Source organism: Mesorhizobium sp. M7A.F.Ce.TU.012.03.2.1, assembly GCF_004006095.1.
Classification (GTDB): domain Bacteria; phylum Pseudomonadota; class Alphaproteobacteria; order Rhizobiales; family Rhizobiaceae; genus Mesorhizobium.
The window spans coordinates 411,659-436,208 of record NZ_CP034779.1; the positions used below are offsets into that span (position 1 = coordinate 411,659).

At 63.1% G+C, this 24,550-nt stretch carries 22 protein-coding genes and 1 tRNA gene; 12 read left to right on the forward strand and 11 right to left on the reverse strand.

Features of this window, described 5'->3' with window-relative positions:
* Position 1: 1 nt before the first annotated feature.
* Entirely contained in the window at positions 2–1,252 is a 1,251-nt protein-coding gene (locus EJ079_RS01985; protein WP_127807918.1) for a D-amino acid dehydrogenase, read from the reverse strand.
* 105 nt (positions 1,253–1,357) lie between these two features.
* Positions 1,358–2,353 (reverse strand): UDP-glucose 4-epimerase GalE, encoded by a 996-nt coding sequence (gene galE / locus EJ079_RS01990; protein WP_127320762.1) that lies wholly within the window; start codon positions 2,351–2,353, stop codon positions 1,358–1,360.
* Between the two features lie 267 nt (positions 2,354–2,620).
* On the opposite strand from galE, the gene hemA reads away from it, so the two are divergent.
* Positions 2,621–3,898: a 5-aminolevulinate synthase gene (gene hemA, locus EJ079_RS01995; RefSeq protein ID WP_127270796.1), complete on the forward strand. Its 1,278-nt coding sequence runs from the start codon at positions 2,621–2,623 to the stop codon at positions 3,896–3,898.
* Positions 3,899–3,971: 73 nt separating this feature from the next.
* On the opposite strand, the gene EJ079_RS02000 is transcribed toward hemA, so the two are convergent.
* Positions 3,972–5,138, reverse strand: a complete 1,167-nt coding sequence (locus EJ079_RS02000) for a pyridoxal phosphate-dependent aminotransferase (protein WP_127399275.1) — start codon at positions 5,136–5,138, stop codon at positions 3,972–3,974.
* A gap of 112 nt (positions 5,139–5,250) precedes the next feature.
* Positions 5,251–5,673 (reverse strand): large conductance mechanosensitive channel protein MscL, encoded by a 423-nt coding sequence (gene mscL, locus EJ079_RS02005; protein ID WP_027038576.1) that lies wholly within the window; start codon positions 5,671–5,673, stop codon positions 5,251–5,253.
* Between the two features lie 250 nt (positions 5,674–5,923).
* Here mscL and EJ079_RS02010 point away from each other — a divergent pair, with 250 nt between their 5' ends.
* On the forward strand, positions 5,924–9,433 hold the full coding sequence (locus EJ079_RS02010; protein ID WP_127807919.1) for a PAS domain-containing hybrid sensor histidine kinase/response regulator: 3,510 nt from the start codon (positions 5,924–5,926) through the stop codon (positions 9,431–9,433).
* Positions 9,434–9,580: 147 nt separating this feature from the next.
* Here EJ079_RS02010 and EJ079_RS02015 read toward each other — a convergent pair whose 3' ends face one another.
* Complete coding sequence (locus EJ079_RS02015; protein WP_164873709.1) at positions 9,581–10,489, reverse strand: LysR substrate-binding domain-containing protein; 909 nt, start codon at positions 10,487–10,489, stop codon at positions 9,581–9,583.
* 139 nt (positions 10,490–10,628) lie between these two features.
* Between EJ079_RS02015 and EJ079_RS02020 the strand changes: the two genes are divergently transcribed.
* Entirely contained in the window at positions 10,629–12,140 is a 1,512-nt protein-coding gene (locus EJ079_RS02020; protein WP_127807920.1) for an MFS transporter, read from the forward strand.
* A 32-nt stretch (positions 12,141–12,172) separates the two neighbouring features.
* On the opposite strand, the gene EJ079_RS02025 is transcribed toward EJ079_RS02020, so the two are convergent.
* Together EJ079_RS02025 and EJ079_RS02030 are read right to left on the reverse strand one after the other, a co-directional pair.
* Positions 12,173–12,832, reverse strand: a complete 660-nt coding sequence (locus tag EJ079_RS02025) for a response regulator transcription factor (RefSeq protein ID WP_023813893.1) — start codon at positions 12,830–12,832, stop codon at positions 12,173–12,175.
* Positions 12,833–12,952: 120 nt separating this feature from the next.
* Positions 12,953–13,369 carry a hypothetical protein gene (locus tag EJ079_RS02030; RefSeq protein WP_127266720.1) on the reverse strand — a complete coding sequence of 139 codons (417 nt, stop codon included), beginning with the start codon at positions 13,367–13,369 and terminating at the stop codon, positions 12,953–12,955.
* Positions 13,370–13,476: 107 nt separating this feature from the next.
* Between EJ079_RS02030 and EJ079_RS02035 the strand changes: the two genes are divergently transcribed.
* Entirely contained in the window at positions 13,477–13,827 is a 351-nt protein-coding gene (locus tag EJ079_RS02035) for a DUF952 domain-containing protein (protein ID WP_164873710.1), read from the forward strand.
* Positions 13,824–14,900 (forward strand): quinone-dependent dihydroorotate dehydrogenase, encoded by a 1,077-nt coding sequence (locus EJ079_RS02040; protein WP_127807922.1) that lies wholly within the window; start codon positions 13,824–13,826, stop codon positions 14,898–14,900. Before EJ079_RS02035 ends, EJ079_RS02040 begins: the two co-directional genes overlap by 4 nt.
* Positions 14,901–14,908: 8 nt before the next feature.
* Here the strand turns inward: EJ079_RS02040 and EJ079_RS33165 are convergent, their stop codons facing one another.
* Positions 14,909–15,082: a hypothetical protein gene (locus tag EJ079_RS33165; RefSeq protein WP_164748943.1), complete on the reverse strand. Its 174-nt coding sequence runs from the start codon at positions 15,080–15,082 to the stop codon at positions 14,909–14,911.
* A 298-nt stretch (positions 15,083–15,380) separates the two neighbouring features.
* Positions 15,381–16,736, reverse strand: coding sequence for an MATE family efflux transporter (locus EJ079_RS02045; RefSeq protein ID WP_127807923.1), 1,356 nt, complete (start codon positions 16,734–16,736; stop codon positions 15,381–15,383).
* A 131-nt stretch (positions 16,737–16,867) separates the two neighbouring features.
* On the opposite strand from EJ079_RS02045, the gene EJ079_RS02050 reads away from it, so the two are divergent.
* On the forward strand, positions 16,868–17,773 hold the full coding sequence (locus EJ079_RS02050) for a histone deacetylase (protein ID WP_127807924.1): 906 nt from the start codon (positions 16,868–16,870) through the stop codon (positions 17,771–17,773).
* Between the two features lie 66 nt (positions 17,774–17,839).
* Here the strand turns inward: EJ079_RS02050 and EJ079_RS02055 are convergent, their stop codons facing one another.
* Positions 17,840–18,103 carry a DUF6460 domain-containing protein gene (locus tag EJ079_RS02055; protein ID WP_013533620.1) on the reverse strand — a complete coding sequence of 88 codons (264 nt, stop codon included), beginning with the start codon at positions 18,101–18,103 and terminating at the stop codon, positions 17,840–17,842.
* 273 nt (positions 18,104–18,376) lie between these two features.
* Between EJ079_RS02055 and EJ079_RS02060 the strand changes: the two genes are divergently transcribed.
* From EJ079_RS02060 to EJ079_RS02085, 6 genes are all read left to right on the forward strand, one after another.
* Positions 18,377–19,366, forward strand: coding sequence for a glycosyltransferase family 2 protein (locus EJ079_RS02060; protein ID WP_174800334.1), 990 nt, complete (start codon positions 18,377–18,379; stop codon positions 19,364–19,366).
* Complete coding sequence (locus tag EJ079_RS02065; RefSeq protein ID WP_127807925.1) at positions 19,359–20,060, forward strand: class I SAM-dependent methyltransferase; 702 nt, start codon at positions 19,359–19,361, stop codon at positions 20,058–20,060. Before EJ079_RS02060 ends, EJ079_RS02065 begins: the two co-directional genes overlap by 8 nt.
* Before the next feature lie 10 nt (positions 20,061–20,070).
* Entirely contained in the window at positions 20,071–20,505 is a 435-nt protein-coding gene (locus tag EJ079_RS02070; protein ID WP_281035562.1) for a GtrA family protein, read from the forward strand.
* Positions 20,506–20,543: 38 nt separating this feature from the next.
* Positions 20,544–22,025 (forward strand): hypothetical protein, encoded by a 1,482-nt coding sequence (locus EJ079_RS02075; protein WP_127807926.1) that lies wholly within the window; start codon positions 20,544–20,546, stop codon positions 22,023–22,025.
* A gap of 196 nt (positions 22,026–22,221) precedes the next feature.
* Positions 22,222–24,135 carry an acyltransferase family protein gene (locus tag EJ079_RS02080; RefSeq protein ID WP_127807927.1) on the forward strand — a complete coding sequence of 638 codons (1,914 nt, stop codon included), beginning with the start codon at positions 22,222–22,224 and terminating at the stop codon, positions 24,133–24,135.
* 77 nt (positions 24,136–24,212) lie between these two features.
* Positions 24,213–24,286, forward strand: a tRNA-Gly gene (locus EJ079_RS02085).
* Positions 24,287–24,288: 2 nt separating this feature from the next.
* Here EJ079_RS02085 and EJ079_RS02090 read toward each other — a convergent pair.
* Positions 24,289–24,525: a hypothetical protein gene (locus EJ079_RS02090; RefSeq protein WP_023813880.1), complete on the reverse strand. Its 237-nt coding sequence runs from the start codon at positions 24,523–24,525 to the stop codon at positions 24,289–24,291.
* Positions 24,526–24,550: the final 25 nt, after the last annotated feature.

Sequence of the window (24,550 nt, forward strand, 5' to 3'; positions counted from 1 at the left end):
ACTACCCCCCGTAGACCAGCCCCTGCGGGTCGATCTCCGGCTTGCGGCCGGAAACGAGGTCGGCAAGGATTTTCCCCGAGCCGCAGGCCATGGTCCAGCCGACATGGCCGTGGCCGGTGTCGAGATAAAGATTCTTGTAGCGAGCCTGGCCGATGACCGGCACCGAGTTGGGCATCATCGGCCGCAGACCCGCCCAGAACACAGCCTTCTTCTCGTCGAAGGCACCCGGAAAAAGATCCCTGCCGGTGCTGATGATCGTCTTGAAATCGGCGGGCTTGAAAGTTCGGTCGAAGCCGGTGAATTCAGCCGTCGAGGACATCCGCAAGCGGTTGCCCAGCCTGGAATAGCCGATCAGCCGGTCCTCGTCGGCGCCGCCCATGGTCGGTCCCTTGCTTTCGTCCTCCAGGGGAATCGTCGCGGTATAGCCTTTTACCGGATAGACAGGCAGGTCGATGCCGTAGCGGCGCCCGAGCAGGCCGCTCTCCGGTCCCATCGAGATGACCACGGCATCGCCGGCGACCGGGCCGGCCGACGTCATCACCGCGCGCACATGATCGCCCTCGATGTCGAGGCCTTCGACTGTCGTGCCGAACAGGAATTTGACGCCGAGCTTCTCGGCAGCATAGGCGGCCAGCCTGTCGACAAACTGCTTGGAATCTCCGGTCTGGTCGGTTGGCGAATAGACGCCCCCGGCAATCTTGTCCTTGACGCCGGCAAGGCCTGGTTCCAGTTCGACCAGCCGGTCGCGGCCGACGATTTCGATCGGCAGGCCGTGCTTGGCAAGATAACGGTAATTGTCGGTACCGGTGTCGAGGCTCTTTTGCGAGCGGAAGAAATAGAGGATGCCCTTCTTGCGCTCGTCGTAGTGGATGCCGGTCGCTTCCGAAAGCGCATTGATGCAGTCACGCGAATAGAGCGCGAGCCTGAGCTTGATGTCGGTGTTGGCGCGCAGGCGCGCCACCGTGCACTGGCGCAGGAAACGCAGGCTCCAGGCGAGGAAATAGGGATCGAGGCGCAGCCTGACCTTGATGCCGAGATCATGGTTGTAGAGCCCGCGCAGGAAAGTCTTCAAAGCCGCCGGCGAGGCCCAGGCGGTGGCGTCACCCGGTGACACCAGGCCGGCATTGGACTGGCTGGTGCCTTGTGCCGCCGCCGGATGGCGCTCGATCACTGTCACCTCATGGCCGTCGCTGGCCAGATAATAGGCGGCCGCCGTACCGACGACACCGGCCCCGAGCACCGTTATTTTCATGCCATCCCCCAAGAGCTCCTCGCGGCGCGGCGCCTCCGCACCTTGCCGCGAACGCCTTCAATAGCGCTTCGCTGCCCGCCTTGCGAGCCCTTGGGAGAACCCGGCTCAGCCGCGCGCGGAGTTCTTGCCGGTCAAGATGCGCTCCCAGGCGAGCGCGTCGGCGACGATCTGGTCGAGATCGTCGCGTTGCGGGGTCCAGCCGAGTTCAGCGCGGGCGAGATCCGAATTGGCGACCACCGCCGCGGCGTCGCCGGGACGGCGATCGCCCATCTTCACCTCGAAATCATGGCCGAAGGCGCGGCGCACGCTGTCGATGACCTCGAGCACCGAGTAGCCATGGCTGTAGCCGCAATTGGCGACGAGGCTTTGTCCCCCGGCACGCAGCCGCTGCAAGGCCAGGCGATGCGCCGCCGCCAGGTCGCTGACATGGATGTAGTCGCGCATGCAGGTGCCGTCCGGCGTCGGATAATCGGTGCCGAACACCTGCATGAACGGCCGCTTGCCAAGTGCCGTCTCGCAGGCGACCTTGATCAGATGGGTGGCGCCCGGCGTCGACTGGCCGGTGCGGCCCTTCGGGTCGGCGCCGGCGACGTTGAAGTAGCGCAGCGCGGTATAGCGCAGGCCATGCGCGATCGACGCGTCGCGCAGCATCCACTCACTCATCAGCTTGGACAGGCCATAGGGCGATTCCGGCGACAGGCGGGCGTCCTCGCGCACCGGCTCCAGCCCGGCCCCGCCATAGACGGCGGCGGTCGATGAAAAAATGAAATTGGGCACGCCTTCGCGCACCGCGGTTTCGATCAGCGTGCGCGTCTTCGAGGTGTTGTTCTCGTAGTAGCTGAGCGGGTCGGCGACCGATTCCGGAACCACGATCGAGCCGGCGAAATGAATGATCGCGTCGACCTTGTTCTCCCTGATGACCGAGCCGACCAATTCCCTGTCGGCGACGTCGCCGACGACCAGCTTCGCCTCCGGCGCCACCGCCCATTCAAAACCGGTGGAAAGGCGATCGAGGACGACCACGCTCTCGCCGGCATCAAGCAACTCCCAGACCATGTGGCTGCCGATATAACCGGCACCGCCTGTAACCAAAACCGTCATCCGCGTCCTCGCTTATCCAAGATTTATCGGAAACTGTCTCAACCCCCGCTCTACTGGAAAGCCCGCCGCATAACCATTGAAACCGTGGTAACCGGCATCGCCGGCTAGGGGCATCGTCCTGAAACAAAGTTGATCCACATCAAGGGAATAGGCCACGATCCGTGATCGTTAGGAACAGGTCCGGGGCGTGGCATTTTGACCAAAAAGGCCAGGTGGACGACCAACAGGCCAATGATTATGATCCCGCGCAAAAATTGGGAAGCCTATATGAACTATCAGCGGTTCTTCGAGGAAGCGATCGACCAGCTCCATGCCGAGCGTCGCTACCGCGTTTTCGCCGACCTGGAGCGGATCGCGGGCAAGTTCCCGCGCGCCATCTGGCGTTCCAATGGCCGCGCCGAGGAAATCACCGTCTGGTGCTCCAACGACTATCTCGGCATGGGCCAGCATCCCGACGTCATCGCCGCGTTCCAGAATACCGCTGGCAAGATGGGTTCGGGCGCCGGCGGCACCCGCAACATTTCCGGCACGTCGAACCCGCTGGTCGAGCTCGAGGTGGAGCTTGCCGACCTGCACGACAAGGAAGCGGCACTGGTCTTCACCTCCGGTTTCGTCTCCAACGAAGCCTCGATCTCGACCATCGCGAAGCTTTTGCCCAACTGCCTGATCATCTCGGACGAACTGAACCACGCCTCGATGATCGAAGGCGTGCGGCGTTCCGGCGCCGAGAAGAAGATCTTCCGCCACAACGACGTCGCGCATCTGGAAAGCCTTTTGCAGGCGGCTGGACGCGAACGCGCCAAGCTGATCGTCTTCGAAAGCGTCTACTCGATGGATGGCGACATCGCGCCGATCAAAGAGATCGTCGAGCTCGCCGAGCGCTACAACGCCATGACCTATATCGACGAGGTCCATGCCGTCGGCATGTACGGGCCGCGCGGCGGCGGCATCACCGAGCGCGAAGGCCTGGCCGACCGCATCGACATCATCGAAGGCACGCTGGCCAAGGCGTTCGGCACGCTGGGCGGCTACATCACCGGCACCAGCGCCGTGATCGACGCCGTGCGTTCCTATGCGCCGGGCTTCATCTTCACCACGGCACTGCCGCCGGCGATCGCGGCTGCCGCGACCGCGTCGATCCGCCATCTCAAGCGCTCGCAGGCCGAGCGCGACGCCCAGCAGCAGCAGGCGAGCCGAACCAAGCAGATCCTGTCGGCCGCCGGCCTGCCGGTGATGGACTCGCCGACCCACATCGTGCCGCTGCTGGTCGGCGATCCCGAGGCCTGCAAGATGGCCAGCGACCGCCTGCTCGGCGTGCACGGCATCTACATCCAGCCGATCAACTACCCGACCGTGCCGCGCGGCACCGAGCGGCTGCGCATCACGCCGACGCCGTTCCATTCCGATGCACTGATCGCCGAATTGCAGGATGCGCTGGTCGAGACCTGGGATGCGCTCGGCATCCCCTATGGCTCCGCCGGGCGGCCTTCGGTGGCCAAAAGCGACCGCATCATTCCCCTGCTGGTCCCCAAGTCAGGTGGCTGAAGCCGTTTGAAACTCTACTCCGGCGGCTATCTGGCTCGCCGGAGCGATTTTCAATCCGCGCTTCGTCGACGGCTCAAACTACCTTCATCCACTTCGCCAGCCGGTGTGCCGCTTCCTCGACCTGATCGAGGCGGCGGTGGAAACACAACCGCAAAAACGCCTCGCCGCCGGGGCCGAAAGCGGTGCCTGGCGCCAGGCCGACATTGGCCTTGTCGACAATGTCGAAGGCAGCGGTGCGTGAATCGGTGATGCCGTCGACAGTGAAAAACAGATAGAACGCGCCCTGCGGCACCGTGAACCGGGCGCGGCCGGTGGCGCCGAGAATGCCGCAGACAAGGTCGCGCGCCTTGCGCGCCCGCTCCACCTGTTCGGCAACGAAGGCATCGCCCTCGTCAAGGGCGGCGGCCGCGCCGCGCTGCATGAACTGGGCGACGCCGGAGTTCGAATACTGGATCAGGTTCTCGAACACCTGCTGCAAGCTCGGATGCGTCTTGATCCAGCCGACGCGCCAGCCGGTCATCGCCCAGTTCTTGGAGAAGGAGTTGACGTACAGGATGCGGTCTTCCGCCGACGCGATGTCGAGGAAGGACGGCGCGCGGCCGTGGCCATAGTGGAAAAGCGAATAGATCTCGTCGGCGATGATCCAGAGGTTTTTCGCGCGTGCCAGATTGAGGATGGCCTGCAAGGTCTCATGATCGGCGGTCCAGCCGGTTGGGTTCGACGGCGTGTTGATGAACAGCGCCTTTGTGCGCGGCGTGATCGAAGCCGCGATCTTCTCGACGTCGCAGGACCAGCCATTGCCGGAATGATCGAGCGTGACCGCGACTGGAATGGCTCCCGCTATCGCTGCCGCGGCATCGAAATTCGGCCAGGCCGGCGACAGATAAACCACCTCGTCGCCCACGCCGGCGAGCGCGTCGAGCGCCAGCTGGATGGCATGCATGCCGGAGCCGGTGACGATGAATTCTTCCTCCGGGAAGGTCTTGCCGAAATGCCTGGCATAGTATCGGGAGAGCGCCTGCCTGAGATCGGGGATGCCCCTTTGCCAGGTGTAGAATGTCTCGCCGCCGGCCAGCGCCTTCGACGCGGCATCGGTGATGAAGGCTGGCGTCGGCAGGTCGCCCTCGCCGGCCCAGAGCGGAATCATGCCTTCGCGCAGGCGGCCGTAATTGACGACGGCGACAATGCCGCTTTCGGGTGCCGCACGGGCCTCGGTACGCAAGCTGTCGATCAGGGTCATTGGCGGGTCCGTTTTGATCTGCGGTTTTCGTCAGCGGTCCTTACCAGATGCGAAAACAGAAAACCCCGGCCGCGAACGACCGGGGTTTTGGTCCAGCAAATGCCGCCCGTGGTCAGCGCCTGGCGAGCAGATCGCGAATTTCAGTGAGCAGCGCGACGTCGGCGGGCGGCGGAGCGGCCGGTGCAGCGGGCTTCTCGCGCTCAAGCCGCTTGCGCATGTTGTTCACCGCCTTGACCATCAGGAAGATGATGAAAGCGAGGATGAGGAAGTTCAGCGCCACGGTGATGAAGCTGCCATAGGCAAAGACCGCGCCCTGCTTCTTGGCGTCCGCCAGCGAGGTCGCGTTGACGGCTGAGGACAGTCCGAAGAAATAGTTGTTGAAGTCCAATCCGCCGAAAATTGCACCGACGATCGGCATGATGATGTCGTTGACAAGGGAATCGACGATCTTGCCGAAGGCCGCGCCGATGATGACACCGACGGCCAAGTCCATCACATTGCCCTTGGAAATGAATTCTTGGAATTCTTTCAGCATTCGACCCTCCTTGTCGTGACCGGCCGAACTGCCGTTTCCGTCCTTGCGGCATCGACCTGAGGCAACATAACAAAAACCTGCGGTTGCAACATCGGCAAAAAAGAGAAAGCAACCGGTTTCTCCTTACCCGGCGGCAGTCCCGGAAACCGCGGCCTTCATGCACCCAAAGCCGTGATGGACTCGGAAGCCAAGCTGTGATTGCGTCTGGGCAAGCCGGGTTGAAATTCGGCACAGGGAGGATCTTGCCGGCGTGCAGGGCTTGTTCATCGTCATCATCGCGATCGCCTATGTGACGCTGCTGTTCGCCATCGCCAGCCTGGGCGACCGCCGCTCGGCCATTTCAGGGCCGAGTCGAGCCCGGCCCTTCATCTACGCGCTCAGCCTGGCGATCTATTGCACGTCCTGGACCTTCTTCGGTTCGGTCGGCCTCTCCTCCGAGCGCGGCCTCGAATTCCTCGGCATCTATACCGGCCCGGTGCTGGTGTTCGTGTTCGGCTTTCCGCTGCTCAACCGCATCGTGCGGCTGGCCAAGGCCGAAAAAATCACCTCGATCGCCGACTTCCTCGGCGCCCGCTACGGCAAGAGTTTTACCGTCGCGGCGATCGCGACGCTGATCGCCACCATCGGTGCGGTGCCCTATATCGCGCTGCAGTTGAAGGCGATCTCCGGTTCGGTCAGCCTGATGGTCGAGCACTATACGGGATCGCCGCCCTCCTTCGATCCCTTCGTCAGCGACATCTCGCTGGTCGTCGCCATGTTGCTGGCGCTGTTTGCGGTGCTGTTCGGCACACGCCACGCCGACGCCACCGAACACCAGGACGGGCTGGTGCTGGCGGTGGCCGTCGAAACCGTCGTCAAGCTCGCCGCCTTCCTGGCGATCGGCCTGATGGTCACCTTCCTGATCTTCGGCGGCCCGGGCGACATGGTCGACAAGCTCGCCCAGAATGCACAGGTTCGGCAGGCGATGAGCTACAACACCTCGCTCGCCACCTGGCTGGTGCTGACGTGCCTCAGCGGCTTTGCCATCATCATGCTGCCGCGGCAGTTCTACGTCACCATCGTCGAGAACCGTGGCGAGGCCGAGTTGCGCACCGCGACATGGGTGTTTCCGCTCTACCTCGTGGCGATCAACCTGTTCGTGCTGCCCATCGCCTTCGCCGGCCTGTCGCTGGTCGGCACCGCGACCAGCAGCGATCTCTACGTGCTGTCGCTGCCCTTGTTCAGCGGCCATGACGTGCTGGCGATGGCGGCTTTCATCGGCGGGCTGTCGGCGGCGACAGCGATGGTGATCGTCGAGAGTGTGGCGCTGTCGATCATGATCTCCAACGACCTCGTCATTCCGCTGTTCGTACGCCGCCTGCTCAAGACTTCGACGTCCGAGACCGAAGACTGGTCGACGCTCATCCTCAATGTGCGGCGCGGGGCGATCTTCATCCTGCTGTTCATCGCCTTCCTCTACTATCGCGAGAGCACCGACAGCGCGCGGCTGTCGTCGATCGGCCTGATGTCGTTCGCGGCAGTCGCACAGTTTGCGCCGGCGCTGATCGGCGGGCTGATCTGGCGCGGCGCCAATGGCCGGGGTGCAGCACTTGGCATGGTCGCCGGCATCCTCGTCTGGGGCTACACGCTGTTGTTTCCATCGCTTGCCGCACCCGATACCGGCATCATCGTGCACGGGCTGTTCGGCTTCGAGGCGTTGCGGCCGCAGGCTCTATTCGGCACAGCCGCCGAACCGCTGAACCACGGCGTGTTGTGGAGCCTGTCGATCAACGCGGTGTTCTTTGTGCTAGGTTCCCTCTCGCGCGCATCGGTGCCTCTGGAACGCATCCAGGCGTCGATCTTCGTGCCGCGCGATGCCGGCCCGATGCCCAGCCTGCGCCGCTTCCGCACCGCCATCACCGTCAACGACCTCAAGGACACGATCGGGCGCTATCTCGGCGTCGAGCGCACCGAGCGCTCCTTCCAGTCGTTCGAAAAGACCAACGGAACCTCGCTGCACGGCAACGAGCAGGCGAGTATGGACGTCATCCGCTTTTCCGAGCAGTTGCTGGCCAGCGCCGTCGGCTCCTCCTCGGCGCGGCTGATCCTGTCGCTGCTGTTTCGGCGCCACGACCGCGAATCCAGGGACGCCTTCCGCTTGCTCGACGACGCCACCGAGGCGCTGCAGCACAACCGCGACCTGCTGCAGATCGCGCTCGACCAGATGGAGCAAGGCATCACCGTCTTCGACCGCGATTTCCGCCTGATCTGCTGGAACCGCCAGTACCGGGCGCTGTTCGACCTGCCCGACGAGATGGGCCAGGTCGGCGTCTCGCTCGACAGCATCCTGCGCCATCTCTCGGAGCGCGGCGACATTCCGGCGGAGCAGCGCGTGGCCATGCTCAACCGGCTGACCAGCTTCGTCAGCCCGTGGCAGATGGAGCTGAAGACCAGCGGCCGCATCCTGGAGCTGCGGTCCAACCCGATGCCGGACGGCGGCATCGTCGCCACCTATGCCGACATTTCCGGACGCGTCGAGCAGGATCTGGCGCTGAAACGCGCCAATGAATCGCTGGAGCAGCGTGTCAAGACCCGCACCGTCGAACTGACCCGGGTCAACGAGGAGTTGACCCGGGTCAATGAGGAGCTGGCGCAGGCGCAGATGCTGGCCGAGGAGGCCAATCTCGGCAAGACGCGCTTCCTTGCCGCTGCCGGCCACGACATCCTGCAACCGCTGAACGCCGCCCGGCTCTATTGCTCGTCGCTGATCGAGAAGGCCGGCAAGGGGCCTGCCGGCAAGGCAGCGGTCAACATCGAATCCTCGCTGGAATCGGTCGAGACCATTCTCGGCGCCGTGCTCGACATTTCCCGCCTAGACGCCGGTGCGATGAAGCCGGACGATACCGCCTTCAACCTCGACGGATTGCTGCGCCAGATCGGCAACGACTTCCGACCGCTGGCCGCCGAGAAGAAGCTCGAGCTGACGATCATGCCGTCGTCGCTAACCGTGACGACGGATCGCAATTTGTTGCGGCGCCTGATCCAGAACCTCGTCTCCAACGCCATCAAATACACGCGCCACGGCCGTGTGCTGGTTGGCGTCAGGCGGCGCGGCGAACTGGCCGAGATCCAGGTGATCGACACCGGCATCGGCATCGCCGGCGACAAGCTGAACACCGTCTTTCACGAATTCACCCGGCTCGACGAAGGCGTGCGCGAGGCCGAGGGCCTCGGCCTCGGCCTCTCCATCGTCGACCGCATCGCCCGGGTGTTGCGCCTGGAAATCCGGATCTTTTCCAATCCGGGCAAGGGCACGCGCTTCTCCGTCATCCTGCCCGTGGCGGCTGTGCAGGAACCGCGACGCGAGATCGACGCCAGGGTTCCTGCCCGCGCGACGGCTTCGCTGGCCGGGCTGCACGTGCTGTGCATCGACAACGACGCCCGCATCCTAGAGGGCATGCGACTCCTGCTCGAAGGCTGGGGTTGCAACGTCGACACCGTGTCCGGTTCAAAGGATCTGGAAAGCGTGGTGACACACCGCCCGGACATCGTCCTTGCCGACTACCATCTCGACGGCGAAACCGGTCTCGATATCATCGTCAGGCTGCGCGCGCTCCATGGTGACACCCTGCCGGCCGTGCTGGTCACCGCAGACCGCTCCAATGAGGTGCGCACGGCCGCCGGCGGGCTCGAGATTGCGGTGATCAACAAACCGCTCAAACCAGCGGTATTGCGCTCGATGATGGCCAGGGTCAGGCCACTGGCACCGGCGGCCGAATAGCATCAAAGGCGCCCGGTCTCAGCCCTGGTGTCCGAGGTTGGAGTCCTAGAGCATTTCACCGTTTCACGGAAACGGCGATCTGCTCTAACTCTTTGTTTTAACGCAATTCTAGACGGAAAACCGCTTCACACTTTTCCAAGAATTGCTCTAGGCCGGGCCGTCGACCATCTGGGAACTGCGGAACCGGGGCCGTCCGGCATTGCCCGCCACAGGCGGACGATGCTCGCGAAAGGCCATTGCAAGCGTCCTCAGCGCCTCGCGGGACTTGGCGTCCGTCAGCGTCGAAAGCAGCACGATCTCGGAAGGCGGCAGCGCCGGCAGCCCGAATTTCCGGCTGACCTCGATGGTGCCGGACGGGGCAAGCCGGCAGGAAAATACCGAGGCTGCGAGGCCGGCCGAGACGGCCTCGGCAACGGCGAAGGAGCCGCAGCCGAGGAACACCTCCGTCCACGGTATTCCGACAGCGTCGAGCGCGCGGGTGGTGATGTTACGAATACCGCAGGATGGCGAGGATGCCGCCAGGCGCAGCGGCTCGTCGGCCCGGTGGACGAAGCCGGGCGCGGCGTACCAGCCGAAATGTTCGGGCGCCAGCACCTCACCATCGCGCCGGTCATCCTCCCGGCGGATGATCGCCGCGTCGATCTCACCGCGATCGAAAGCGTCCAGCAGGTCGCGCGAATCATCGAGCCGCACTTCGATGGTGAGCGCCGGGTCATGCGCATTGAGCCGCGCCAGCAATGTCGGGACTTCCGCGCCTCCGACATGGGTGGCGATGCCCAGCGTGAAGCGACGGCGCACCGAAGACAGGCTGGCAATGGCGCGGTCGTGCGCGGCAAGGAAATCGCGCGCGGGCTGGAGAAACACCGCGCCCTGCGCCGACAAGCGCACCAGCCGAGGCGTGCGCTCGATCAATTTCTTGCCGACGCGCTCTTCCAGCCGCTTCAGCTTCACGCTGATTGCCCCTTGCGTGCTGCCAAGAGCCTCTGCCGCACGCGTAAAGCTCTGAAGATCGGCGATGGCGACGAATGTTTTCACAGCGTCTACGTCCAGCGTCATGTCAGCTATCCGCACTTGTTGTCTCTGAAATAGCCAACCATGCAATTCTAATATGATCAAGCCTCGCCTACCCTGGGGCATACGCGCACCGGGCGAGCTGCAATGGATTCGCCGACTGCCGACAATACGAGGTTGAACCATGCCCACTGTAGTGACCCGCCGAGGCATCATTGTTCTGTTTGCCGCCTGCCTGGCGTGCCTGATGTTCGGCCTGGAGATTTCAAGCGTTCCCGCGATCCTGCCGACACTGGAGCAGGTGCTGCACGCCGACTTCAAGCAACTGCAATGGGTGATGAACGCCTATACGATCGCGGTCACGACGGTGCTGATGGCGGTCGGCACGATCGCCGATCGTTACGGGCGCAAGCGTGTCTTTCTGGTCGCCATCGCCGCCTTCGGCCTGACATCCCTGATCTGCGGCGTCGCCGAAAGCGTCTCCACGCTCATCGTCGCCCGGTTTCTGCAGGGCCTGAGCGGCGGTGCGATGCTGATCTGCCAGCTTGCCGTGCTGTCGCATGAATTCCGGGAAGGGCGCGAACGCGCCGTCGCATGGGGCTGGTGGGGCGTCATCTTCGGCACCGGCCTCGGCTTCGGCCCCATCATCGGCGGCGGCATCGTCGCGGTCTCGAGCTGGCAATGGGTGTTTCTTGTCCACGTGCCGGTTGCGGCGCTGGCGTTCGCCCTCGCTCTGATGGGCGTCCACGAATCGAAGGATCCACAGGCGGGCAAGCTCGACGTAGCAGGCATCCTGACGCTGTCGCCGTCGGTTTTCTGCCTCGTTTTCTACATCATCCAGGGGCCGGATCTGGGTTTCTCCAGCCCTGCCGCGCTGGCGATCCTCGGTATCTCGATAGTGAGCTTCATCGCCTTCCTCATTGCCGAGAAGGTCAGCCAGCGGCCGATGTTCGATTTCTCGGTCTTCCGGATCCGGCCCTTTTCGGGCGCCATCGTCGGCTCTGCCGCGATGAACCTCAGCTATTGGCCTTTCATGATCTACCTGCCGATCTGGTTCCACGCCGGGCTCGGCTATGACACCGTCTCCACCGGCCTTGCCCTGCTTGCCTACACGCTGCCGACGCTTGTGCTGCCGCCGTTGGCAGAGCGCTTTTCGCTGCGTTATCGGCCCGGCATCATCATTCCGGCGGGCCTCGTCATCATCGGCGTCGGGTTCATCCTGATGAAATTCGGCAGCGCCGCCGCGCAACCGGACTGGCTGACGATGCTGCCCGGCTGCCTGATCGCGGGGATGGGTCTGGGAATAACCAACACACCTGTCACCAACACGACGACGGGTTCCGTTTCGAGCGATCGCGCCGGCATGGCCTCCGGCATCGACATGAGCGCGCGCATGGTTTCATTGGCGTTGAACATCGCGGTGATGGGCTTCATCCTGGCCAGCGGTGTGCTGGCGCATCTGGGGCATGCGCTGCCCGACCTCGACACTGCCCAATTGCGTCTTCTCGCCGAAGCTATCGCTGCTGGAAACCCCATCTCCGGGCTCGCCGGGACCGTCGCCCAGGATGCGCTACGCAACGGCTTTGGCTGGGTCATGCTCTATGGCGGGATCGGCGTCTGGATCATGGCCGCCATCAGTTTCGCAAGCTTCAACGGCCGGCCGGTGCGGCGGACGGAGGTTCAGTGCTCTGATTGAACACTATTCTGATTGAACAGGCGCCCTGGCGATCAACCCGCCGGCTGCAGCGGATCGCTGCCGATCTTGGACAGCAGGATCACCGCCTGCGTGCGGCTGTCGACGCCGAGCTTCTGCAGAATGGCGGAGACATGCGCCTTGATGGTAGCCTCCGATACACCGAGTTCATAGGCGATCTGCTTGTTGAGCAGGCCCTCGGCCAGCATGCCCAGCACCCGTGTCTGCTGCGGCGTCAGAGCCTGCAGCCGCTTGATGAGGTCCGATATTTCGGGATCGCGCTCGATGCCGAGATCGACGCCGGCTGGTGCTGCGATGTCGCCGGCAAGCACCGATTGCACCGCGCTGCGGATCTCCTCCATGCTGGCCGACTTGGAGATAAAGCCGGAAGCGCCGAGATCGAGCGCCCGCCTGATGGTCGCCGGATCGTCATGCGCCGACACCACGACCAGCGGCACCGCCGGATGGATGCCGCGCAGCGAGACCAGGCCGGACAGGCCGCTGGCGCCCGGCATCGACAGGTCGAGCAGCACCAGATCGACGTCCTCGTTGGCCACGACCAGCGCCTTGGCGCTCTCGAAATCGCCGGCTTCATGGATGGCGGCGACGTTGCCGATGCCGGCGAGCGCTTCGCGCAGCGCACCGCGAAACAGCGGGTGATCGTCGGCGATGACGAAAGAATAGCCTGCCGGCAAATGTCCCTCCCCAAATCCCCGATGATTTTTGGCTTTTCGGGTTCAATTGGACGATTATGAGGGGCTGCGCGCTGTTTTCAAGCGGCAAAGCCAGCGCGCCGCCTCCCCTGGTTGAAGCGCTCAGGTCTTCTGGGCGCCGTCGTCCTTGTCCATATCCTTGACGATGCCCATGAAGCCGCGCAGGAAGCGCTCCATGTAGCTCATGGTCTTGTTGAAATCCTCCTCGCTCGGCAGTTTCGATTCGAGGCGGGCGGAGAGCGAATTCTCGAGCTTGGTGACGCGCTCGTCCATCGCCTTCATCGAGGTTTGCAGGCGGTCGACCTCGTCCTGGAAAGCAGCGCGTTCGTCGGCCGCCATCTTGCAGACGAGCTGGCCCGAACGTTCCTCGCAAATCGACATGGCGCCGGTCTGCGTATCGATACGGACAAAGCCGCTATCGGACTTTTCCAGGCGGTAGCGGTCGGTCTCTTCCGAATAAGCTGAAGCCGCGACCAGCGAAACGAGCGCGGCGGGGATCAAGATGTGCTGCAGACGCATGTTGTCCTCCATGGCCAAGGCCTCAGATATCGCATGTTTGCGCCGGAAATGGGGAAGACCCTTGGCATGGCCTTTCCCGAATGGCTGGTTCGGACTATAGCGCAACCATGTCTCAGATTATCTACAAGATAACCCCGCAAGCGCCTTGGCGCGAGGCCGAAACGCATGGTCGCTTCACCGGCGCGCCGATCGATGTCGCCGATGGCTTCATCCATTTCTCAACGGCAGCACAGGTCAGGGAAACGGCGGCAAAGCACTTTGCCGGCCAGACGGACCTTCTGCTGGTCGCCATCGACGGCGCCAGCCTGGGCGCTGCGCTGAGATACGAGGTCTCGCGCGGCGGCGCGCTGTTTCCGCATCTGTATGGCGTGCTGGACCTGAAAGCAGTGCTGTGGGTCCGGCCACTGCCGCTTGGCGCCGATGGTGTGCACCAGTTCCCGGCACTGGAGGGGCAATGAGCGTGCTCGACCGGCTCGGCCAGAAGCTGCTGTTCGCCTTCGATCCGGAAACGGCGCATGGCCTGTCAATCGCCGCCTTGCGATGCGGCGTTCCGGTTGGTGCACCGGCGGTCCGCGACGACAGGCTGAAGGTCAGCGTCTGCGGCCTCGATTTCCCCAATCCGCTCGGCATGGCGGCCGGCTATGACAAGAACGCCGAGGTTCCGGACGCGTTGCTTGGCCTGGGCTTTGGCTTCGCCGAGGTCGGTACCATCACGCCGTTGCCGCAGGCCGGCAATCCGAAGCCGCGTATCTTCCGGCTGACTGCCGACGATGCGGTGATCAACCGATTGGGCTTCAACAATGAAGGCCATGCAGCGGCCGAAAAGCGCCTTGCCGCACGTAAGGGCCGCTCCGGCATCGTCGGCGTCAACATCGGCGCCAACAAGGACAGCAGCGACCGCATCGGCGACTATGAGCGCGGTGTCGCCCGGTTTGCGCAATACGCCAGCTATCTCACCGTCAACATCTCCTCGCCCAACACGCCGGGCCTGCGCAACATGCAGGCGCGCGAGCAGCTTGGCGAGCTCTTGTCGCGGGTCATGGCCGCGCGCGCCACGGCAACGGCGCAGCCGCCAGTGTTCCTGAAGATCGCGCCGGATCTGGTCGAGGCAGAGCTGGAGGACATCGCCGCCGAGGTCACCGAAAAGCAGGTGGACGGCGTCATCGTCTCCAACACCACCATCTCCCGACCGCCGTTGCGCAGTAGCGACACCGCGCGCGAGACCGGGGGACTCTCCGGCAAGCCGCTGTTCGAGCGTTCGACCATCGTGCTGGCGAAGATGCGCAAGCTGCTCGGACCGGACCGCGCCATCATCGGCGTCGGCGGCGTCGATTCCGCCGATACGGCGCTGGACAAGGTCCGTGCGGGTGCTGATCTGGTCCAGCTCTACACCGGCATGATTTATGCCGGGCCTTCACTGCCAGGCCGTATTCTTTCCGGAATGGTCCGTTTCGTCGAAAAGGAACGGCTGAAGTCGATTTGCGAGTTGCGCGACAGCCGCCTCGACTTCTGGGCGTCCAGGCAACTCTGAGCCTGCTCTCAGGAGCGTAGATTGCGACTGACGGCCCGCTCGCAAATGGCGCCGCCGATGGCAGGCAACACGCCGAAGAGAAGCAACTGCGCGGTGCCGCCGATGCCAGAAACCGCGGAGAGAATGAACGCAGCGAGCAATCCCAGCGCCGCGCCCAAGACATATGGCAGGTAGCTTCGCATAAGCTCGCCCTGGAACAATTGGTGCATCAAGTCTGTTGGAAATCGACTGAAAGTGCAAGTGCATCCGACCGCACAGCAGGGCAACGAACTCGGTTTAACGGGTTGCTTCGGAGCCTCGCCGGCGCATTGGCTGACGGAGCATCAAACGAAAAACCCGCCTGTGCGGCGGGCCACTGGCGCAAATCAGCACCATGGCCAAAAATGTACCATAGCTGAGGTCACCGAGTCAAGAAAAAGTTCCTATCGCGAACAGGTGCCGTTCGGTGCCTGGACGGCGCAGGGCCTTCCGGGGCACCGTCTAAAACGCCGTCCGCACCCTGAGCCGCAGGATCGTCAGCAGGCTGAAGCCTCGCACCAGCAGGAAGACGTGCAGCGCCGCCCACAGTCCATTGTTGCCGAAGGCGGGCGCAAGGGTCAGCAGCGCGGCCGCGAAAACCAGGAACGACAGCAGCATCATGTTGCGCATGTCGCGGGACCAGGTCGCGCCGATGAAGACGCCATCCATCTGGAACGCCAGCACACCGCTCAGCGCCGTGAATGCCGCCCATGGCAGGTAGATGTCGGCCACCGAACGGACTTCCTCCGATATCGTCACGAGAGCGACCAGATTGGCGCCACCAGACAGCATTACCAGCGTCGCGGCTCCCGCCAGTCCGAAACCCCAAAACAGCGTCAGCCGCACGGCCTGGCGGAACGGTGCGGCGGCACGTGCGCCGACGGCACGGCCCGCCAGCTGTTCGGCGGCGGTGGCAAAGCCGTCGAGGAAATAGCCGGCGACGAGGAAGAAGTTCATCAGCACGGCGTTGGCGGCCAGCGTCACCGTGCCGAACTGCGCGCCCTGGCGGGTGAACAATGCGAAGGCGGCGAGCAGCGAGAACGAGCGGATCATGATGTCGCGGTTGAGCGACATCATGCGCAGGAAGGCGGCCATGTCGAGCAGGCGGTGGCGCGGCAAGGATGGGGCGGCCCGGAACCGGCGGATCACGATCGCCAGGCCGAGCAGCATGGCCAGGAACTCACCGGTGACGGTCGCCCAGGCCACGCCGGCGACACCCCAGCCAAGTTCCAACCCAAGCAGGAAGCAGAGCGCGATGTTGATGCCGTTCAGCACCAATTGCAGCATCAGCCCAAGCCCGCCCTCGCCGCGCCCCAGCACATAGCCGAGGATGGCGTAGTTGATCAGCGAGAACGGCGCCGCGAGCAGCCTGATCCTGATGTAGACGCCCATCGCCTCGCTGACGCGCGGTTCGGCGCCCATGAACTTTTGCCCGGCGATGGCGACCAGCGGCGCAAGGGCAGCGAGCACGATGCCGGCGACGACCGCGATCAGCACGGCGCGCCAGAACACCGCCTGTTCCTCCAGGGCATCGCCGCGCCCAAACGCCTGTGCGACGAGCCCGGTGGTGCCCGAGCGCAGGAAATTGAAAGAGGTGAAGACGACGTCGAAGATCAATGCGCCGGCCGCCAAGCCGCCAAGCAAGGCGGCATCGCCGAACTGGCCGATGACAGCCGTGTCGACCAGGCCGAGCATCGGCGTCGTCAGATAGGCAAGCGTCATCGGCACGGCGATGGCGAGCACGGAACGATTGGTGACGACAAATGATCCGGGGTTGATTGGGGATCTGGCGTCGGCTGGGGTTGCACCCTGGTCCAAGGATTGCTGCCTTGCTGATTGCGGCTTGATCGAACTGCCGATGTGCCCCATTTTCCAGCCACCGCGCAATCACTCTTCCCGTGACGGCCAACCGAAATCCCCGGCCTGGCGCGAGCCGCCGGATCCAGTTCATGCCCCTGCAGATCGTCCATCATCCCGACTACGACGCCGGCTTCGCCGTCAACCATCGCTTTCCGATGAGCAAATATCCCTTGCTGATGGGGGCGCTGCGTACACGCGGCCTCGCAGGCCCCAACGCGCTCAGCACCGCCGAACCGGCACCGGCGTCATGGCTGGAGCTTGCCCATACGGCGGACTATGTCGACCAAGTCGTCAACTGCCGCGTGCCCGAGAAGATCGAGCGCGAGATCGGTTTTCCGATCGGACCCCGCGTCTCGCTGCGCGCGCAGCTTGCCACCGGCGGCACCGTGCTGGCGGCGCGGCTGGCCTTGCGCCACGGCATTGCCTGCAACACCGCCGGCGGCAGCCATCATGCGCGGCGCGCGCAAGGAGCGGGCTTCTGCACCTTCAACGATGTCGCCGTCGCCGCGCTGGTCCTGCTCGCCGAAGGCGCGGCACAAAACATCCTGATCGTCGACCTTGACGTGCATCAGGGTGACGGCACGGCGGATATTCTCGCTGATGATCCGCGCGTGTTCACCTTTTCCATGCATGGCGACCGCAACTACCCCGTGCGCAAGATCGCCTCCGACCTCGATGTCGCGCTGCCCGACGGCACGGGTGACGCCGCTTACATGAAGAGGCTCGCCGCCATCCTGCCGGAGCTCTCCGCCCAAGCCCATTGGGACATCGTGTTCTACAATGCCGGCGTCGACGTCCATGCCGAGGACCGGCTTGGCAGGCTGTCGCTATCGGATGACGGCCTGCGCGCCCGCGACGACATGGTGATCAGCCACTTTCGCACGTGGGGCGTTCCGGTCTGCGGCGTCATCGGGGGTGGCTATTCGACTGACGTGCCCACGCTTGCCGCGCGCCACGCCATCCTGTTCGAGGTGGCCTCGGGCCACGCCCGATAGCACGATCTTGTCCAAAAAACCGGGTGCCAGGGTTCGCTGACGCGGACCTTCGGTTCGGATCATGCTCTACTTCCGGTAGTTGGCGAGCCTCAACAGGATGAACGCCGGCACGACGATAGCCGCGCCCAGCAGGATATAGCCGAGGAAACGGTCGATGGCGTGGAAGCCGAGATTCCACAGGTCCATGAAGAATTTGCGGATGCCGTAGAGCACATCCATCGGCGACCAGCCGAAGGCGTTCATGACCAGGCCGACGAGGAAAGACACCACCAGCAGTTTCAGGATCACCTTAAGCGGCGAGTCGCCAAGAAAGCGCGTCAATGCGGACAAGGCCCGTCTCCAGATTGAGGTACCCTGGCTAGAGGGCGTCAGCCAGACATACGCACTTGGCTTGTCCGCTTCAAGCCGGGAGTTCTGCGGGGTAGCGAGACACCGAGCATAGTGTGGCCGCAAGCCGAGCCCAGGCGCATGGCAGACTGCCGGCTACTGCCGCAGCGATCCCGCTGGCTTATCTGTTTTCTAACCAATTGCCGCTATTCCCAATCGGATAGCGGGAGCAAGGCTTTGGTGGAGACGGAGAGAAACACCGCGCGACGCGGCGTCATGCTGTCGGTGGTCATCCCATGCTACAACGAGCTGGATGGCGTGGCCGAACTGCATCGGCGGGTAACGGCCGCATGCCTTGAACAAGGCCCTTCCTACGAGATCGTCCTTGTCATCGATGGCGCGACCGACGGTACGCGCGAAGCCATTCTCCAGCTGGCTGAAAAGGACGACCATGTCGTCGCCATCGACCTTGCCCGCAATTACGGCCACCAGATCGCGTTGAGCGCCGGGCTCGAATTCTGTCGCGGCCAGCGCATTCTCATTCTCGATGCCGACCTGCAGGATCCGCCTGAACTGCTCGGCGCGATGATGACGAAGATGAACGAAGGCTTCGATGTGGTCTACGGCCAGAGGCTGACGCGCGATGGCGAAAGCTGGTTCAAGCTCGCCTCCGCGTCCATGTTCTATCGCTTGCTGCGCCGGATGGTCGACGTCGACATAGCCCCCAATACCGGAGATTTCCGGCTGATGAACCGTCGCGCGCTCGACCATCTGAACGCGATGCCAGAGCGTTACAGGTTCATTCGCGGCATGGTGAGCTGGATCGGGCTGAAACAGGTGGCTTTCCCCTATGAGCGGCACCGCCGCTTTGCCGGCACCACCCACTATCCGCTGAAGAAAATGGTTCTTCTGGCGGTCGACGCGATGACCAGCTTCTCCATCGTGCCGTTGCGGTTCGCCTCGCTGCTCGGAATGATGTTCGGGCTTCTGGGGCTGGTCGTGCTCGGCTACACGCTTCTCGAATGGTCGGTCGGAAACGTGTTGCCCGGCTGGACCAGCCTTGCCGCGATCGTGCTGATCCTCGGCAGCGTCCAGCTTATGGTGCTCGGAATCTTCGGCGAGTATCTCGGGCGCATGTACATGGAGACAAAGCGGCGGCCGCTCTACTTCGTCAACGAGATCGTTTCGCGCAGCCAGGCAGTGGAGGACGGCGAATTGCCGGTCCATCGCCTGCAGGAGATGGCAAAGAGGGCCGCACGTGCTTGAGGCGGAGTTCGACCGGTTTGCGCGGGAATATCAGGAGCAGCATGCCGCAAGCATAAGGCTGAGCGGCGAAAACCCGGATTTCTTCGCCAGGTACAAGATCGACGACGTCGCCGCGACGCTGCGGCGGGCCGGTGTCAAACCGCGACGAATACTGGATTTCGGCGCCGGCGTCGGCAATTCGCTAGGCCATATGCGCAACGCGTTTCCCGACGCGGAGATCACCTTGCTCGATCCTTCGCGGGAATCGCTCGACATCGCCAGCAAGCGCTTTCCCGGCCAGGCCGCCTTCACGCATTTCGACGGCAAGACAATTCCTTTTGCCGACGGCAGCTTCGACCTGGCCTTCGCGGCCTGCGTCTTCCACCATATTCCCGAGGACCTGCAGATCGGACTGTTCGCCGAGATCGGCAGGGTGCTGGCCGATGGCGGCAGCTTCTTCGTCTTCGAACACAATCCCTGGAACCCGCTGACCACGCACGCGGTGAGAAACTGTGCCTTCGACGAAAACGCGGTTTTGTTAAATTCGCACGAGATGCGCAGGCGCATGGCCGAGGCGGGCCTTGCCAATACGAGGATCGTCTACCGGATTTTCTTTCCTCGGATGCTTGCGAGACTGAGGCCGTTCGAGCGCTTCCTCACCAAGGTACCTGTCGGAGCCCAATATTTTGCGCATGTGGTCAAGCCTGCCGTTTGACTTCCCGAGGATGCTGCGATTTGGCGCCGTCGGTCTGTTGAACACGGCGCTGGGATACGCGGTCATCCTGGCCGGGCTTGCGCTTGGTCTGGGCGACATCCTTGCCAACGCCACGGGTTATGCCGCCGGCCTTGTCCTCGGCTTCTTCCTCAACCGCCAATGGACCTTCAGCAGAGCCGATGGCTTCCAGCCCGGAACCGCGCTGCGCTACGGGGGTGTCTTTCTGGTCGCCTACAGCATCAATCTGGCCGTCGTGATCGCCGCCCGTTCGGCAGGCATCGTCGAAAACCCGCTGGTCCACCTCGCGGGAATCTGCGTCTATTCGGTGGTTTTCTACCTTGGCTCGGCCCGCTTCGTGTTTGTGGGACGTGGGGACGATAGCACCGACCGCACAGTTCGGGTGGCCGACAAGCCTCGGCGGCAGCCCGCCAGTCCAACACCTTGAACCCAACTGTCACCGGAACCGATCAGAGGCGGCGCATCATGAACGACGCTCAGGCCAGTGTGGCGGCCGCGACATACAACGAGCGGAACAGGCTGATCTTCTGCCTGCTCGCGGCCTTGGCGATGGCGGGTGCGTTGGCTGCCCAGGCAGGCGCCACCCTGCAGGATCCCGACAGCTGGTGGCAAGTGAAAGTCGGTCTCGATTTCCTGACAAACCGGACATTTCCGACGGTCGATCCTTACTCCTACACGTTTGCCGGCCAGCCCTGGATTGCCAAGGAATGGCTGGGGCAGGTCCTGCTGGCTCTTGCCTACCGGGCGGGCGGCTGGAACGGGGTCGTCACCGCGATCATCGCCTCGATCTCCCTGACGGTTTTCCTCATGGGGTGGTTTCTCAGCGCATGGCTGAAACCGATCCTGGCGATTACACTGGCCTTCGCGGCGGTGTTCCTGATCAACCCGATCTTCACGGCGCGTCCGCATGTCTTCACCTTCCCGATCATCGTCATCTGGACGGCGGTGCTCTTCGATGCGGCAAGGGAAGAACGGGCGCCGCCCTGGTGGCTGCTTGTGCTGGTCGTATTATGGGCGAACCTGCACGCCACCTTCACCTTGAGCTTCGTCATCGCGGCTTTCGCCGGTCTCGATCTGCTGGCGCGCACGGGCCTGTCAAAACCGGCCCTGCTGGCGAAGTGGATCGCGTTCGGCCTGCTTTGCCCGCTGGTCAGCCTGTTCCACCCGTACGGCGTCCAGGCCATCCTGGCGACGCTCGCCGTGGCTTACGGCAATGAGGCAGTGTCGCTGATCATGGAATGGAAACCGTTCAATCCGCCGGACAGTCCCGTCCAGGAAGCGGTGATGCTGCTGGCGCTTTTCGGGCTATTGGTGTCCCGATTGCGAATTGGCTGGGCCAAGGCGTTGTTCGTCGTCTTCACCTTGCATGTCTATCTCGCCCATGTGCGCTTCATGTATCTGTTCTTCCTGCTGATTCCGCTGGTGATGGCGGCCGAGGTCGCACAGCAATATCCCTCGCTTTCAGCTACCGCATGGCTGGCCGAAAAGCGCGACGGGCTGGAGAGATTCTTAGCCAGACGGTTCTACGCCATCTGCGGCACGGCAGCCGTTCTGCTGATTGGCGGGGTCGCTGTGCTCGGCAGCGTCTATCAGGTAGCGCCAAGTCCGAAGACATCGGCCAGCGGGGCGCTGGCATTCGCGCAAAGCCATCATCTATCCGGCAACGTGCTGAATTCCTACAATTTCGGCGGCACGCTGATTTTCCACGGGTTCAAGACCTATATCGACGGACGGACGGACCAGCTGTTCCTCGGCGGTTTCACAAAGAGCGATAACGACACCGGACGCGGCGACGGCAAGCCGCTCCTCGAAGCCCGCCTGAAGAAATACGCAATAGATTGGGCGCTGCTATCGGCCGACGACAGCCGCATTCCCTTCTTCGACCAGTTGGGCTGGAAACGGGCCTATTCGGACGACTACGCGGTAATCTATCTGCCCGGCGCCTGATCCCGGTGCGTTCCTGGCGAATTTCGCGACAGCAATATATGCCTTGACACCCATGTTGCAGCGCAGCAAAATTGCTGCCTGAGGGTAAGCCTGTGAGATCGACGAGCCGGGATTTTCAGCACGATCGACGACATCGCCGCATGAGCGTGTCGGGTGCGGCCGCACGGATCCTTGTGGTCGCGCGCGGGCCGGCCGGATGAACTACCGGCGCGACATCGACGGTCTGCGGGCCGTTGCGGTGCTGCCTGTCGTGCTCTTCCATTTCGGCGTGTCTGCCATTCCCGGCGGCTTCACCGGTGTCGACATCTTCTTCGTCATATCGGGCTATCTGATCAGCGGCAGCCTGCTCGATGATCTTGAGCGGGGCCAATTCTCGATCGGCCGCTTCTACTGGCGCCGCGCACGGCGCATCCTGCCGGCGCTGACCTTCGTCATCCTGCTCGCGAGCATTGCCGCCTGGTTCATCCTTCTGCCTTCGGATCTCCACGAATTCAGCCTCAGCGTGATCGCCGCCTCGACCTTCTGGTCGAACATCTATTTCTGGAAAACGACGAACTATTTCTCCATCGACGCCGAACTGCGGCCGCTCCTGCACACATGGTCGCTTTCGGTGGAAGAGCAGTATTATATCTTCGCGCCGATCCTCCTTTATCTGATCTACCGATACGTCTCGAAGCGCTGGCTGACGGTACTTCTGCCGATGGCCATCGGCAGCTTTGCCCTGGCAGTCATAGCAACCTCGCTGGCACCGACGGCAGGGTTCTATCTCTTGCCGACGCGCATATGGGAGCTGGCGCTGGGCGCCATGCTGATGTTGCGGAAGCCTCCGGTCCTAGCCAGTCGGCTGGCGGCGGACCTGATCGGCCTCGCCGGCTTTGCCCTCATTGCATTTGGCTTTGTGATGATTTCGGACAGCGATCCGTTTCCCGGCTACAATGCCCTATTCCCCTGCATCGGAACAGCTCTGCTGATCTATGCTGGCCAGGATAGCGCCGACAGGCCGGCACCTGTCGCCACTCGCGTGCTTCGGTTGGCGCCGCTGGTCTGGGTCGGCCTCATTTCCTATTCGCTTTACCTCGTCCACTGGCCAATCAACTCCTTCGTCCATTATCTCTCCCTGAAGACTGTCGGTGTGCCAACGATTATCGCGATGACGGTTGCCAGTTTCGCCTTGGCGGCATTCTCCTGGAAATACGTCGAGCAACCCTTCCGCCACAAACGAGCCTATACCGCCCCGCTGCCCATCTTCGCCTTTTCGGCGACGGCAATCGTGCTGCTGTGCGCCGGTGGTTTGGCCGGCGCACTGGGCAACGGTTTCCCGCAACGGTTTCCGGATTTCTCGACAGAACGTATCCGGGTCGGCGACTGGCGCAACGGCATCTGTTTCAACGAAAACGGGACCCGCATCGAAGACTGGAACCTTGCCAACTGCACCCGTACAACGGGCTTTGCCACCAATGTGCTGCTGTGGGGCGATTCTTTCGCTGCCCACTATGTTCCGGGACTTGAGCCCAACGCCCAGAAAATCCAGGCCAATGTCATCCAATACACCTATGCCGGCTGTCCGCCCGACCTGACCTATTTTTCCTATGCTCGGCCCGCCTGCACCCGCTTCAACGAACGGGCCTTGTCGATCATTCGCGACGCCAACATCCAGGCGGTGATCCTGAGCGGCCGATGGACCGACTACCAGGCCAGGGGCTTCGACGGCCTGCAGAAGACGATCGATCGGCTTCGCGAGATGGGGGTCAAGGTCTATACCGTCGGCCAGTCTCCGGAATTCATCGCCGACGTCCAGAAGATCGCTTTCTTGGTGAGACGGGAGCATGCCGGAACCACATCCTGGCCGATGGCTATGGATCCGGACATCAACGCCCGGGTTCTGCCGTTCACCAAAGGGGCCGATTTCATAGATCCGCTGACGTATCTGTGCGACTCGGCCGGTTGTTCATACGCCGATGCCACGACCAATGAATTTCTCTACTTCGACTATGGCCACTTCTCTTCCGCCGGCGCGACGCTGGCCATCTCGAAATACTGGCCAAGCTTCGCCACCAGCAATGAGGTCGCGGAGGCAAAACGGCAAATCACGGCCGCGGGCGCGCCGTGATCCGCAGCACGACCGTCGTGCGAACAGACCGCTTTGCGATTGCCCGAAGGCTAACCCTCATGGTAACGAGGGCGCACGCGGGTATGATGTAATGGTAGCTTGTCAGCTTCCCAAGCTGAACGCGAGGGTTCGATTCCCTCTACCCGCTCCAGTCTAAGGCGTCAGAACCATTTCAGCGCCTGCCTGTTCGTCGAACACAACCGAGCAGCCTCGCGCAAGCGCCACCGTTGCGAGGGCGTTTGCCGCCACGTCATCCGATGAAACGAAATCGCCGGTCAACACCCGCAATTCTTCCACGCCTTCAGCCATGGAAACGAAATTCCCGACCGATCGATCGTGCTTGCAGGCCTCGATCACGTAAAGCAGATCGATGATTTCGAAGCTGCGCATGTTCAGCCTCCAGAAGAAATCGTCC

Excerpts from the sequence above, each read along its gene's own strand:
- hemA (WP_127270796.1), top strand. The coding sequence starts at position 2,621 with ATGAACTATCAGCGGTTCTTCGAGGAAGCGATCGACCAGCTCCATGCC.
- EJ079_RS02075 (WP_127807926.1), top strand. The coding sequence starts at position 20,544 with ATGAACGACGCTCAGGCCAGTGTGGCGGCCGCGACATACAACGAGCGG.
- EJ079_RS02050 (WP_127807924.1), top strand. The coding sequence starts at position 16,868 with ATGCCCCTGCAGATCGTCCATCATCCCGACTACGACGCCGGCTTCGCC.
- EJ079_RS02070 (WP_281035562.1), top strand. The coding sequence starts at position 20,071 with ATGCTGCGATTTGGCGCCGTCGGTCTGTTGAACACGGCGCTGGGATAC.
- EJ079_RS33165 (WP_164748943.1), bottom strand. The coding sequence starts at position 15,082 with ATGCGAAGCTACCTGCCATATGTCTTGGGCGCGGCGCTGGGATTGCTC.
- EJ079_RS02020 (WP_127807920.1), top strand. The coding sequence starts at position 10,629 with ATGCCCACTGTAGTGACCCGCCGAGGCATCATTGTTCTGTTTGCCGCC.
- EJ079_RS01985 (WP_127807918.1), bottom strand. The coding sequence starts at position 1,252 with ATGAAAATAACGGTGCTCGGGGCCGGTGTCGTCGGTACGGCGGCCGCC.
- EJ079_RS02000 (WP_127399275.1), bottom strand. The coding sequence starts at position 5,138 with ATGACCCTGATCGACAGCTTGCGTACCGAGGCCCGTGCGGCACCCGAA.
- EJ079_RS02040 (WP_127807922.1), top strand. The coding sequence starts at position 13,824 with ATGAGCGTGCTCGACCGGCTCGGCCAGAAGCTGCTGTTCGCCTTCGAT.
- EJ079_RS02080 (WP_127807927.1), top strand. The coding sequence starts at position 22,222 with ATGAACTACCGGCGCGACATCGACGGTCTGCGGGCCGTTGCGGTGCTG.
- EJ079_RS02015 (WP_164873709.1), bottom strand. The coding sequence starts at position 10,489 with ATGACGCTGGACGTAGACGCTGTGAAAACATTCGTCGCCATCGCCGAT.
- EJ079_RS02060 (WP_174800334.1), top strand. The coding sequence starts at position 18,377 with ATGCTGTCGGTGGTCATCCCATGCTACAACGAGCTGGATGGCGTGGCC.
- mscL (WP_027038576.1), bottom strand. The coding sequence starts at position 5,673 with ATGCTGAAAGAATTCCAAGAATTCATTTCCAAGGGCAATGTGATGGAC.
- EJ079_RS02035 (WP_164873710.1), top strand. The coding sequence starts at position 13,477 with ATGTCTCAGATTATCTACAAGATAACCCCGCAAGCGCCTTGGCGCGAG.
- EJ079_RS02090 (WP_023813880.1), bottom strand. The coding sequence starts at position 24,525 with ATGCGCAGCTTCGAAATCATCGATCTGCTTTACGTGATCGAGGCCTGC.
- EJ079_RS02030 (WP_127266720.1), bottom strand. The coding sequence starts at position 13,369 with ATGCGTCTGCAGCACATCTTGATCCCCGCCGCGCTCGTTTCGCTGGTC.
- galE (WP_127320762.1), bottom strand. The coding sequence starts at position 2,353 with ATGACGGTTTTGGTTACAGGCGGTGCCGGTTATATCGGCAGCCACATG.